The organism is Pluralibacter gergoviae ATCC 33028 = NBRC 105706, from assembly GCF_001598855.1.
GTDB lineage: Bacteria > Pseudomonadota > Gammaproteobacteria > Enterobacterales > Enterobacteriaceae > Pluralibacter > Pluralibacter gergoviae.
In genome coordinates this window covers 109,919-122,188 of the sequence record NZ_BCZS01000009.1, presented here as the reverse complement: position 1 = coordinate 122,188, position 12,270 = coordinate 109,919, and the positions used below count along the sequence as shown (strand labels likewise).

At 57.6% G+C, this 12,270-nt stretch carries 10 protein-coding genes and 1 pseudogene; 3 read left to right on the top strand and 8 right to left on the bottom strand.

All coding sequences use genetic code 11. The features are described from left to right. Positions 1-2: 2 nt before the first annotated feature. Positions 3-1,163, bottom strand: a complete 1,161-nt coding sequence (locus ENGE1_RS11525; RefSeq protein ID WP_048253353.1) for an iron-containing alcohol dehydrogenase — start codon at positions 1,161-1,163, stop codon at positions 3-5. Between the two features lie 277 nt (positions 1,164-1,440). Next, positions 1,441-2,028 (bottom strand): annotated as a pseudogene (locus ENGE1_RS11520) (FMN-dependent NADH-azoreductase); the annotation flags it as partial. A 454-nt stretch (positions 2,029-2,482) separates the two neighbouring features. On the opposite strand from ENGE1_RS11520, the gene ENGE1_RS11515 reads away from it, so the two are divergent. Beyond that, on the top strand, positions 2,483-3,277 hold the full coding sequence (locus ENGE1_RS11515) for a DUF4225 domain-containing protein (protein WP_048253354.1): 795 nt from the start codon (positions 2,483-2,485) through the stop codon (positions 3,275-3,277). On the opposite strand, the gene ENGE1_RS28430 is transcribed toward ENGE1_RS11515, so the two are convergent. Beyond that, positions 3,265-3,591 (bottom strand): hypothetical protein, encoded by a 327-nt coding sequence (locus tag ENGE1_RS28430; RefSeq protein WP_127626247.1) that lies wholly within the window; start codon positions 3,589-3,591, stop codon positions 3,265-3,267. The two genes, ENGE1_RS11515 and ENGE1_RS28430, sit on opposite strands and share 13 nt — an antisense overlap. 497 nt (positions 3,592-4,088) lie before the next feature. Here ENGE1_RS28430 and mutS point away from each other — a divergent pair, with 497 nt between their 5' ends. Next, a complete protein-coding gene (gene mutS / locus ENGE1_RS11510) occupies positions 4,089-6,650 on the top strand; it encodes a DNA mismatch repair protein MutS (protein WP_048253355.1) in 2,562 nt (853 codons plus the stop codon). 446 nt (positions 6,651-7,096) lie between these two features. Here mutS and ENGE1_RS11505 read toward each other — a convergent pair whose 3' ends face one another. The 3 genes from ENGE1_RS11505 to ENGE1_RS11495 are packed head-to-tail and all read right to left on the bottom strand — an operon-like array spanning position 7,097 to position 9,363. After that, on the bottom strand, positions 7,097-7,333 hold the full coding sequence (locus ENGE1_RS11505; RefSeq protein WP_048253356.1) for a non-oxidative hydroxyarylic acid decarboxylases subunit D: 237 nt from the start codon (positions 7,331-7,333) through the stop codon (positions 7,097-7,099). Positions 7,334-7,343: 10 nt separating this feature from the next. Continuing rightward, on the bottom strand, positions 7,344-8,771 hold the full coding sequence (locus ENGE1_RS11500) for a non-oxidative hydroxyarylic acid decarboxylases subunit C (RefSeq protein ID WP_048253357.1): 1,428 nt from the start codon (positions 8,769-8,771) through the stop codon (positions 7,344-7,346). Position 8,772: 1 nt separating this feature from the next. Then, entirely contained in the window at positions 8,773-9,363 is a 591-nt protein-coding gene (locus tag ENGE1_RS11495; RefSeq protein ID WP_048253358.1) for a non-oxidative hydroxyarylic acid decarboxylases subunit B, read from the bottom strand. 170 nt (positions 9,364-9,533) lie between these two features. Between ENGE1_RS11495 and ENGE1_RS11490 the strand changes: the two genes are divergently transcribed. After that, a complete protein-coding gene (locus tag ENGE1_RS11490; protein WP_043082265.1) occupies positions 9,534-9,944 on the top strand; it encodes a MarR family winged helix-turn-helix transcriptional regulator in 411 nt (136 codons plus the stop codon). Positions 9,945-9,994: 50 nt separating this feature from the next. On the opposite strand, the gene rpoS is transcribed toward ENGE1_RS11490, so the two are convergent. Continuing rightward, positions 9,995-10,987 carry an RNA polymerase sigma factor RpoS gene (rpoS, locus tag ENGE1_RS11485; RefSeq protein ID WP_043082264.1) on the bottom strand — a complete coding sequence of 331 codons (993 nt, stop codon included), beginning with the start codon at positions 10,985-10,987 and terminating at the stop codon, positions 9,995-9,997. 60 nt (positions 10,988-11,047) lie between these two features. Then, the gene (gene nlpD, locus ENGE1_RS11480) at positions 11,048-12,187 is read right to left on the bottom strand and encodes a murein hydrolase activator NlpD (RefSeq protein ID WP_048253360.1); all 1,140 of its coding nucleotides are present in this window, start codon (positions 12,185-12,187) and stop codon (positions 11,048-11,050) included. Positions 12,188-12,270: the final 83 nt, after the last annotated feature.

The following is a 12,270-nucleotide window of genomic DNA, read 5'->3' as shown; positions in this document are numbered from 1 at the left end:
GGTCAGAACGCGGCCTGATAAAGCCTGAGCGCGGCCTGTTCATCGACATCGATCGGATTGTTCATCAGCAGCCGGGTCTGAAGCATGGCATCGGCGGCAAGCCGAGGCAGGCTATCCTCCGTCACCTGCACATCGCGAAGCCGGCGCGGTGCCCCGCTCTGCTCCATCAAATCGACCATAAACTGTACAAAAGCGTTAGCGCGCTCGCGGACATCGCCGCCGCCGGCAATGCCTACGACGTCGGCAAGCTCAGCGTACAGCGGCGCCGCCGCGCTGGCGTTGTAGCGCAGCACCGGTTCAAGCATCAGCGCGTTGGAGAGGCCGTGGGGGATGTGGTAGTGCCCGCCGAGCGGATAGGCCAGGGCGTGAACGGCCGCCACGGGCGAGTTGGCAAAGGCCTGACCGGCCAGCGTCGCGCCGAGCAGCATCGCCTCGCGCGCGCTGCGATCGGCGCCGCTGCGGCAGGCGGCGACCAGGTTGACCGACAGCAGCCGGAGCGCCTCGCGGGCCAGAGCGTCTGACAGCGGATTCTTCTTGTGTTTACTGGTGTAGGCTTCAATCGCGTGGACCATCGCGTCAATGCCGGTGGCGGCAGTATGCAGCGGCGGCAGCCCGACGGTAAGTTCGGCATCCAGCAGGACAAAATCGGCGTACAGCTGCGGGGCCACAACGCCCATTTTGGTGGTCTCGCCGGTGGTAATGATGGAGATATTGGTGACCTCGGAGCCGGTCCCGGCGGTAGTCGGGATCAGCACCAGCGGCAGGCGCGAACCGCTGACCTTGCCGATGCCGTACATCTCCGACAGCGGCTGGCTGCCCGCCGCCAGCACGGCCGCCAGCTTGGCGATGTCCAGCGACGAACCGCCGCCGAGGCCGATGATAATATCGGCATCCGCGTCGGCGGCTACCCCGGCGCAGGCGTGGACAATCTGCTCCGGCGGATCGGCCACCACGCTGTCGAACACCGTGACGCGAAAGCCCGAGCCCTCCAGCGAGGCGAGGACCGGCGCAATCAGCCCGGCGCTGACCAGCCCCTTATCCGTAATCAACAGCGCGCTGCGGGCGGAGAACCTCGCGGCAAGGCTCTCGCCCAGCGCGCGTGCGCCGCCCCACTGAACGGCTATGGAGGCTACCGTACGAAACTCAAAGGGATTCATGCTCATCGTCGCTCCTGCTGGCTATGTTAATAAAATGTGATTAACAAGCGTAGCAAGCGGCGCGGGAAGAAAAGGCGATCGGGACCGCAAAGCGCGTGCGGAGATGCGGAAAAGGAAAGGTAAAACGGCCTCATTGCGAGGCCGGAGTCCGTTAACCGAACAGCTTCGCCAGCAGACGCTGCAGGAAGCCGGTCGGCGCTTCTTTGCTGTCGGCGTCGCGCGCTGCCTGTGCCGGATCGTTGGCGGCTTCTGCGGCAACGGCCCTAGCGGCCCGGGTACCCGCCAGCGCGGCGATAGCCGCCTTCGCTTTTTCAACCGACTGCGCGGCATGGTCGCTCATCGCCAGGCCTTCGGCCAGTACGACTTCCACATCCTTCACGCCGATAAAGCCGAGGAACAGCTTCAGGTAAGGAGTCACGAAGTCGTTGGCGCTGCCGTCGTAAATACCGCCGCGGCTGCTGACGATAATCGCCTTTTTACCGGTCACCAGGCCTTCAGCGCCCGCTTCGGTATAGCGGAACGTTTCGCCGGCGCGGGCGATCAGGTCGATATAGGTTTTCAGCTGGGTAGAGATATTGAAGTTATACATCGGCGCGGCGATCACCAGAATATCGTGGCTCTTCAGCTCGGCAATCAGGGTATCGGACAGTGCGCGGATGCCCTTCTGACGCTCGTTGGCGTCATCGCCTGCGCCAAACCCGCCAACGATCTCGCCGTCCAGTACCGGCAGCGGCTCGGCGGCCAGGTCGCGCACGGTGATCTTGTCGGAGGGATGGGTTTTCCGCCACTCGGCGGTAAGGTAGTCGGCCAGTTTGCTGGACTGGGAAAAGTCCCCGAGGATGCTGGATTTCAGAACGAGAATGCGTGACATAAGAGCCCCTGTAAGCGTAAGCAGTTAGTGAATCAGATTGTTCAGTTTCGGCTATGTTGGGGCGAAATTTATGATAAAGACAGCGAAATAGTTAGTTATTGGAATTCAATAAATTTGAATATACTGATAGTGACCGATCTTCTGATACGTGTTGAAGGGCGAAAATCGTAGTCGGTATATAAGAAAAGGGGATGTTAATGACCACGCGGTATCCAAAGTAATCTACACCCCTCTTTCAATGTGGGTACTGCGACACCACCGATGACGGAGGGTATGGCATGCTTTCTTATTGTTCTCGAAGTAGCATAATTGACATAAATGATCACCCACATTACATTAGGATGATTCTCAAACAATATTAACCCATAATATTCTATGCTACTAACCATATTAATCTAAGTATTGTAAGGAAAAGCCATTTCTTACAAGAATCATTATAAATATTGAGTTCATCATGGATAACTACTTAGCTAAACATCGCCATCAACATTACTACAACGCGATTGCGCAGGCAGAAGCTAACACTCTAACCAGAAAGGCTAATTTTATTGCCCATAGTCATCTTAATCATCCTTTAGTTCGTCTGGACTTCAACAATGAAATTCAGGCATTCATCAAGGCACAATTCGATGTTATTAGTCGTACAAGTGATGACAATATTTGCCAGCAATGCATTCAGAATATAAAGGCAGAGATTGACTATTTAGATACTCAAGACCGTTTGTTACGAAGCGGTAATGCAGCTATTCATGCTTCAATTTCAGTCATTAAGGATAAAGACAACTGGGTATATATTATAAATGGCATCGGTGTAGTTCTGGGCGGATTACAAGTTGTTGCGGGGCTTGCAGTTATTAGCGCATCACTTGCTTCGGGTGTAGTTATCGGAACGGCCTTCGGAGGAATGCTGGTACTCCATGGGCTCAATGGTGTTCAGGAGTCTGCTGAGAATTTAATATTTAATAAATCAGATAGCATTGGTTTTCTTAAGAAAGGGTATATAGTCACCGCTGAATTTCTTGGTTTTGACAGCAAAGTAGGACAGATTGCATACAGCTCAATGGATTTAGCGCTTTCGCTTTATGGCTTTGTTCGCTTAATAAAAAAACCCGAAGCTTGGCGGCTTTTTTATTATCTTAATACGGACTATGTGAGGAAAATTAAGGAAATGAGCAGAAACGAATTGCTCATAGAAATATATAATGATGGCATGGCAATAAAATCCATTCGGGACAGCTATAATAAGTGACTATTTCTACTCAATAATTTGCATGCCTTATACCCAGTATTTAATGGAGTGAATACATATATAATAATAAAACCTATAATTAGCATCACTGAATAGGAGACTTTATTTTCATAACTACCATAGATAAATGTCAGTATACCTCCTACCAAAAGGATTAACATTAAAACGACTGATACAATAAATCTTTTCTTAAGTTGCTGTAATAACCAAAGATAGGGGTGTCCATGTTTTTCTGCATGTAGCTTCATGACAGATATTTCTTTAGGATTGAAACCATTTTGAATAAGTAAAGTTTCAATTTCATAAGCTTTCATTTGTGACCACCATCAAATAGTTAACCAATCACATCTATAATATGACCTCTTACAATTACCAGTATTTTTAACATAAGGCTATAGATTAAACAATCAGAATTATAGAATTATGACTACGCTGGTGCTCGTCGCCCCTTGGTGCTTCAACATCCGAAGCGTGAGTTGCAATGACGAGAATAATTATCTGTGGATACAGCTTTGCAAGTATACCATCGCCATTAATAATGACTGGATTAATCCAACCCAATTCATGTGGTTTATTGAGGTACATCTATATAAGCGGTTGGCATCCGTTTATCCCCGGACTGCAGGTGCTTTCGATAGAATGACATCTATCTAAGCAGATCCCGTGATTGTGATCATAGCTGCCGGACGGCCTCAAAGTCACCGTTCAGCCCGTAGAACCTCTACTCTTTTCATGCGACAATATTATCAATTCTTCGTACCAGAAATGCCTAAATAACATTGCGTTTCAATGAGATGGATATCTTAACTCCATGACGACACTTGATAATTTCGACGCCCACACTCCCATGATGCAGCAGTACCTCAAGCTCAAAGCGCAGCATCCGGAAATCCTGCTGTTTTACCGCATGGGCGACTTCTACGAGCTGTTTTATGACGACGCCAAACGCGCGTCGCAGCTGCTCGATATCTCCCTGACCAAACGCGGCGCCTCCGCCGGGGAGCCGATTCCGATGGCGGGCGTGCCGCACCACGCGGTGGAGAACTATCTGGCGAAGCTGGTTAACCTCGGCGAGTCGGTGGCTATCTGCGAACAGATTGGCGATCCGGCTACCAGCAAGGGGCCGGTAGAGCGCAAGGTGGTGCGCATCGTCACGCCGGGCACCATCAGCGACGAGGCGCTGCTGCAGGAGCGCCAGGACAATCTGCTGGCGGCCATCTGGCAGGACAGTAAAGGTTTCGGTTTCGCGACGCTCGATATCAGCTCCGGGCGCTTTCGCCTGAGCGAGCCGGCGGACCGCGAGACGATGGCCGCCGAGCTGCAGCGCACCAATCCGGCGGAGCTGCTGTACGCGGAAGACTTCGCCGAAATGGCGCTGATCGAGGGCCGTCGCGGCCTGCGCCGCCGCCCGCTGTGGGAGTTTGAAATCGACACCGCCCGCCAGCAGCTCAATTTGCAGTTCGGCACCCGCGATCTGGTGGGCTTCGGCGTGGAAAACGCGCCGCGCGGCCTGTGTGCGGCGGGCTGCCTGCTGCAGTACGTGAAGGATACCCAGCGCACCTCGCTGCCGCACATCCGCTCGATTACCATGGAACGGCAGCAGGACAGTATCATCATGGACGCCGCCACCCGCCGCAATCTGGAGATCACCCAGAACCTGGCCGGCGGCGTCGAGAACACGCTGGCGTCGGTGCTCGACAGCACCGTCACGCCGATGGGCAGCCGGATGCTCAAGCGCTGGCTGCATATGCCGGTGCGCGATACCTCTGTGCTGACCGGGCGCCAGCAGACCATCGGTGCCCTGCAGGATCGCTATAGCGAGCTGCAGCCGGTGCTGCGCCAGGTGGGCGATCTGGAGCGTATTCTGGCCCGCCTGGCGCTGCGCACCGCCCGCCCGCGCGATTTGGCCCGTATGCGCCACGCCTTCCAGCAGCTGCCGGAGCTGCGGGCGCAGCTGGCGGACGTTGACTGCGCCCCGGTGCAGGCGTTGCGCGAGACGATGGGCGAGTTTAGCGAGCTGCGCGAGCTGCTGGAGCGGGCGGTGATTGAAACCCCGCCGGTGCTGGTGCGCGACGGCGGGGTTATCGCCCCCGGCTACAACGAGGAGCTGGACGAATGGCGCGCGCTGGCGGACGGCGCCACCGACTATCTGGATAAGCTGGAGATTCGCGAACGCGAGCGCCTGGGACTGGACACGCTGAAAGTCGGCTATAACGCGGTGCACGGCTACTACATCCAGATCAGCCGCGGCCAGAGCCACCTGGCGCCGATTAATTATGTCCGCCGCCAGACGCTGAAAAACGCCGAGCGCTACATTATTCCGGAGCTGAAAGAGTACGAAGACAAAGTGCTCACTTCGAAAGGCAAGGCGCTGGCGCTGGAGAAACAGCTCTACGATCAGCTGTTCGACCTGCTGCTGCCGCACCTGGCCGAGCTGCAGCAGAGCGCCGCCGCGCTGGCGGAGCTGGACGTGCTGGTCAACCTCGCCGAGCGGGCCTACACCCTCAACTACGTCTGCCCGACCTTCAGCGATAAGCCGGGCATCCGCATTACCGAGGGCCGCCATCCGGTGGTGGAGCAGGTGCTGCACGAACCGTTTATCGCCAACCCGCTGAACCTGTCGCCGCAGCGGCGGATGCTGATCATCACCGGCCCGAACATGGGCGGTAAGAGTACCTATATGCGCCAGACGGCGCTGATCGCCCTGCTGGCCTACATCGGCAGCTACGTGCCGGCGCAGAAGGCGGAGCTGGGGCCGATTGACCGCATCTTTACCCGCGTCGGCGCGGCGGACGATCTGGCCTCCGGCCGTTCGACCTTTATGGTGGAGATGACCGAGACCGCCAACATTCTGCACAACGCCACCGAGAACAGCCTGGTGCTGATGGACGAAATCGGCCGCGGCACCTCGACCTACGACGGCCTGTCGCTGGCCTGGGCCTGCGCGGAGAACCTCGCTAACCGCATCAAGGCGCTGACCCTGTTTGCCACCCACTACTTCGAGCTGACCCAGCTGCCGGAGAAGATGGAGGGCGTGGCCAACGTCCACCTCGACGCGCTGGAGCACGGGGACACCATCGCCTTTATGCACAGCGTGCAGGACGGCGCGGCGAGCAAGAGCTACGGCCTGGCCGTGGCGGCGCTGGCCGGGGTGCCGAAAGAGGTGATCAAGCGGGCGCGGCAGAAGCTGCGCGAGCTGGAGAGCCTGTCGCCCAACGCGGCGGCAACGGCCATTGACGGCACGCAGATGTCGCTGCTGGCAGCGCCGGAAGAGACGTCGCCGGCGGTAGAAGCGCTGGAAAATCTCGATCCGGATTCGCTGACCCCGCGCCAGGCGCTGGAGTGGATCTACCGGCTGAAGAGCCTGGTGTAAGGCTGCGGATTCTGCCCGGCGGCGCTGCGCTTGCCGGGCCTACGCTATAGGTTGTACGCAATTCTTACGTACTCTGAGGGTTTAACGTCCGGCTTAAAATCGCCTCAGATTCTGCCGTCTGGCCGGGGCAGCCCGCAGGGATGCGGGCTGAGGCGAAACGAGGCATGGACAAAATCGTCCGGAACGATTTTGAACAATGCGCAGCATTGGCCCCGGAGGGGCGAGGCTCAGGGATGAGCCGAGTAATCACGAGTCGAGCCGAACCCGAAAGCCAGACGTCAGAATCTGAGGTTCCGCGCAGCGGCGATTTTTGTTGCCGGGAGCCGAGATTGTTAAGAGGGCGGCGGCGAGCCCTCTTAACACGTTCACCGCAGAAAACCTGACAGAGAAGCAGAGTGCTGCGAGTGAACGGAACCTTTCCACAATCCTGTATAGAATGGGATTATCTATCGCTTATCCGCCGCCAGCAGCGGCGGCACAGTCGGCACCTGCGGGGCGTTATCAATATCCGCCTGGGTCATGCGAAACGCCTCCGGATAGTGCTCGCGGCTGGTGCGGCGCAGCGGTTCGGTATTGCGCCAGGTGTAGAGGCAGTGCTGGCACTGGTAGACAATCCAGACATCTTTTACCGGCGACGTCGCCATTACCTCAATGTGCGCATCGGCACAGCGTGGACAAATCATCATCTCCTCCTTATTTACGCGCGGCCAGCATGGCGGTGAGTTTTTCCGCCCAGGCTTTGGTTTCGGGCAGATCCTGTACCGGCTGGCTGTAGTGGCCGCGGGTATCCGGCGCCACCGGCGTGGTGGCGTCAATAATCAGCTTATCGGTAATGCCCGCCGGGCTGGAGCCGGGGTCCAGCTCCAGCACCGACATATTCGGCAGCTGCACCAGGTCGCCCGCCGGATTGACCTTCGACGACAGGGCCCACATCACCTGCGGCAGGTTAAACGGATCGACGTCCTCATCGACCATAATCACCATCTTGACGTAGCCGAGTCCGTGGGGCGTGGTCATCGCACGCAGGCCTACCGCGCGGGCGAAGCCGCCGTAGCGCTTTTTGGTGGAGATGATCGCCAGCAGGCCGTGGGTGTACATGGCGTTAACCGCCTGCACTTCCGGAAACTCGGCCTTCAGCTGCTGGTAGAGCGGTACGCAGGTGGCCGGGCCCATCAGATAGTCGATTTCGGTCCACGGCATACCGAGGTACAGTGATTCAAAGATAGGTTTCGTGCGGTACGACACTTTGTCGATGCGCACCACGGTCATGTTGCGCCCGCCGGAGTAGTGGCCGGTGAACTCGCCGAACGGGCCTTCGATTTCGCGCTTGCGCCCTTCTATTACGCCTTCGAGGATAACTTCTGAGCCCCAGGGCACGTCGAAGCCGGTCAGCGGCGCGGTGGCGATCGGGTACGGGCTTTCCCGCAGCGCGCCCGCCATCTCATATTCGGACTGATCGTACTTCAGCGGCGTGGCGCCCATCAGGGTGATAATCGGATCGTTGCCGAGGGTAATGGCGATCGGCAGATCTTCACCGCGCTCTTCGGCTTTATGCAGGTGCAGGGCAATGTCGTGCATCGGCACCGGCTGCAGGCCGAGCTTGCGCTTACCTTTGACCTCCATGCGGTAGATGCCGACGTTCTGCTTGCCGAAGTGGTCCGGGTCGAGCGGATCGCGGGAGACGACGCAGGCCTTGTCGAGGTAGAAGCCGCCGTCGCCGTCGTTGAGGCGAAACAGCGGCAGGATGTCGAACAGGTTGATATCGTCCGCATCCACGCTATTCTGCGCCCAGGGCGGATTATCGCGGCGCTCCGGCGCCACCGGGAAGTTGTCCCAGCGGCGGATAAACTCATCGATCTGCTTTTTCACCGGCGTATTGGGCGGCAGGCCCAGCGAAATGGCGTGGTTCTGCCAGGAGCCGATGGTGTTCATCGCCACCCGGGCGTCGGTAAAGCCGCGAATATTATCAAACCACAATGCGGGCGCGCCGTCGCCGATGCGCCCGGTGGCGTTAGCGGCGGCGGCCAGATCCGGCTCGGCGTTCACCGCTTCCGAAATCCTCAGCAGCTGGCCCTGCTCCTCCAGCCCCTGCAGAAAACTGCGTAAATCATCAAAAGCCATGTTACTCCTCCTGTGAATGGCGCGATGCGGCCTGCAGCCCCTGCCAGCGTCGGGCGAGCGGATTCTGCAAACCAAACTGATCCATAACGCGGGTCACAATGTGCTGCGTTACGTCGTCAATGGTTTCCGGATGGTTGTAGTAGGCGGGCATGGGCGGCACCATCGCCACGCCCATGCGCGAAAGCGCCAGCATATTTTCAAGATGAATAGTGCTGAGCGGCATTTCGCGTGGGATCAGCACCAGCCTGCGCCCCTCTTTCAGCACCACGTCAGCCGCCCGGCCGACCAGGCCGTCGGCGTAGCCGGCGCGGATGCCCGCCAGCGTTTTCATGCTGCAGGGGATAACTATCATGCCGTCGGTGTGAAAAGAGCCGGAGGAGATGGTCGCGCCCTGGTCGCCCGCGCTGTGGCAGACGTCGGCCAGCGCCGCGACGTCGCGAACGCTGTAAGCCGTTTCCAGTTCAAGGGTGGCTTTCGCCCACTTCGACATCACCAGATGGGTCTCCACTTTTCCGGTTTCGCGCAGCGCCTTCAGCAGCGCCACGCCGAGCGGCGCGCCGGTGGCGCCGGTCATTCCGACAATTAATCTCATGCCTCACCTCAAAATTGTTCGTGTACGAACTTTGTATTTAAACTACGCCCAATTGCGGGTCCTGGCAATATTGTTCGTACACGATCACACTAACTGTTAAAACAGTTCGCATTAACCAATGGGCAAGAAGCGGCTATCATGGTCCGCTACATCTTTTCCCGGAGCGGGGCATGGAACTCAGACAGGAAACTTTTCACCGGCTGCGCCAGCTTTTTCAGCAGCACACCGCGCGCTGGCAGCAGGCGCTGCCGGATTTAACCAAGCCGCAGTACGCGGTGATGCGTTCGGTGGCAGAAGCGCCGGGCATCGAGCAGGTCGCCCTCACCGAAGCGGCGGTAAGCACCAAGGCGACGCTGGCCGAGATGCTGAGCCGCATGGAGGCCCGCGGGCTTTTGTACAGGGAGCAGGATCCGGCGGACAGGCGCCGCCGCTTCGTGTTTCTGACCGCGGAGGGCGAAACCCTGCTCGCGCTGTGTCAGCCGGTGGGCGACCGCGTTGATGAGGCGTTTCTGGGCCGCCTGACGGCGGAGGAGCAGGCGCAGTTCTCGCGGCTGATCGACAAGATGCTGGACGCAGAATAAAAAAAGGCCGATCGCGAAGGATCGGCCTTTTTGCTGAAGAGTGTTATCGCTTATTCACGGAACAGCGCTTCAATGCTGAGTCCTTGCCCCTGCAGAATTTCACGCAGGCGGCGCAGGCCCTCAACCTGGATCTGGCGCACGCGCTCGCGGGTCAGGCCAATTTCACGACCGACGTCCTCAAGCGTTGCCGCTTCGTAGCCCAGCAGGCCAAAGCGGCGGGCCAGCACTTCACGCTGCTTAGCGTTAAGTTCGAACAGCCACTTGACGATGCTCTGCTTCATGTCATCGTCCTGAGTGGTGTCTTCCGGGCCGTTGTCTTTCTCATCGGCCAGGATGTCCAGCAGCGCTTTTTCTGAATCACCGCCCAGCGGGGTATCCACTGAGGTGATGCGTTCATTGAGGCGCAGCATGCGGCTGACGTCATCGACCGGTTTATCCAGCTGCTCTGCGATCTCCTCCGCACTCGGCTCATGATCGAGCTTGTGGGAGAGTTCGCGAGCGGTACGCAGATAGACGTTCAGCTCTTTAACAATGTGGATCGGCAGACGAATGGTACGGGTTTGGTTCATGATTGCCCGTTCAATGGTCTGACGAATCCACCATGTTGCATACGTAGAGAAGCGGAAACCCCGTTCCGGGTCGAACTTCTCAACCGCGCGAATCAGTCCCAGATTGCCCTCTTCAATCAGATCCAGCAGTGCCAGACCACGATTGCTGTAGCGACGGGCAATTTTTACCACCAGGCGCAGGTTACTTTCGATCATCCTGCGACGGGAGGCCACGTCGCCACGCAGTGCGCGACGTGCAAAGTAGACTTCTTCTTCTGCGGTAAGCAGTGGAGAGTATCCAATCTCACCAAGGTAAAGCTGAGTCGCATCAAGGACACGCTGAGTGACACCTTGTGATAGCAGCTCTTCTTCGGCTAAATCGTTATCACTGGGTTCCTCTTCGACCAGGGCTTTCTCATCGAAAACCTCTACTCCATTCTCATCAAACTCCGCGTCTTCGTTTAGATCCTGAACTTTCAGCGTATTCTGACTCATATAAGGTGGCTCCTACCCGTGATCCCTGGACGAAACCCACCTGAGGTGCGTTTCGTCATATTATCGCTGCGGTAAATATTGCAGCGGGTTGACGGATTTCCCCTTGTAACGAATTTCAAAATGCAAGCGTGTAGAACTGGTGCCGGTACTACCCATGGTAGCTATTTTCTGCCCCGCCGTGACCTCTTGTTGCTCCCGGACCAGCATCGTGTCGTTATGGGCGTAGGCACTCAGGTAATCATCATTATGTTTGATGATAATAAGGTTACCGTAACCGCGCAGCGCGTTACCGGCATAGACGACGCGTCCTGATGCGGTCGCGACGATAGCCTGTCCTTTACTGCCTGCGATATCGATGCCTTTATTACCGCCATCGGCGCCGCTAAAGCTGTCGATAATTTTGCCGCTCGTCGGCCAGCGCCATGAGGAGATCGGCGAACTGGTAGACGTGCTGCTTGCAGTTGGTTGGGTTGTGCTGGCGGATGGGGCCGTAACGGGCGCTGTGACCGGGGGCGCAGGCTTATTGTTGGGCAACATCTTGTTAGCACTTTGTTCACCTGAATCTTCAGAATACGTAATTGTTGGTTGAGAAGCAACCACCGGATAGGATTTTTCTACCTGACTGGACGAAGATGTTGGTGCCGCGCTGGCCCTGGCGCTGGCCTGGGCAACGGCGTTATCACCGGTGATCGGCTGGCCGGAAGCGTTGCCTACCTGCAGCGTCTGGCCGACCGTCAGGCCGTACGGTTCAGGGATATTGTTACGCTGGGCCAGATCGCGGAAATCGTTGCCGGTCACCCACGCAATGTAGAACAGCGTATCGCCGCGCTTAACGGTATAGGTACTCCCGGTATAGCTGCCCTTCGGAATGTCGCCATATTTACGGTTATAGACAATGCGGCCGTTGACCGTTTCGACGGGCTGAGACGGCGGCTGCGTCTGGACTTGCGGCGCTGTCCGCTGCGGCTGAATTTGCGGCTGCGGCTGAACCGGAACCGGCTGACTCTGCGGGGCAGAAGCGCCCATCTTCGGCGGCGGCGTGATCATCATACCGGAGTTGGTGCCGGACGATGCGCTGCCGCCCACGGAGCTAACCGGGGCAGGCGCGTTGTTGGATGAGGAGCATCCTGCCAGCCAGAGTGAAACCAGTGATAAGGCCGCCAGGCGGCTAACGGTGAATGTCGGGCTTCCCGCGCTCATTTATCCCCCAGGAATAGGTTAGTGACTTACAGACCGCGCAACGCGACAGCGAGAGTACACAAGATGGCGATTACCCTACGCCA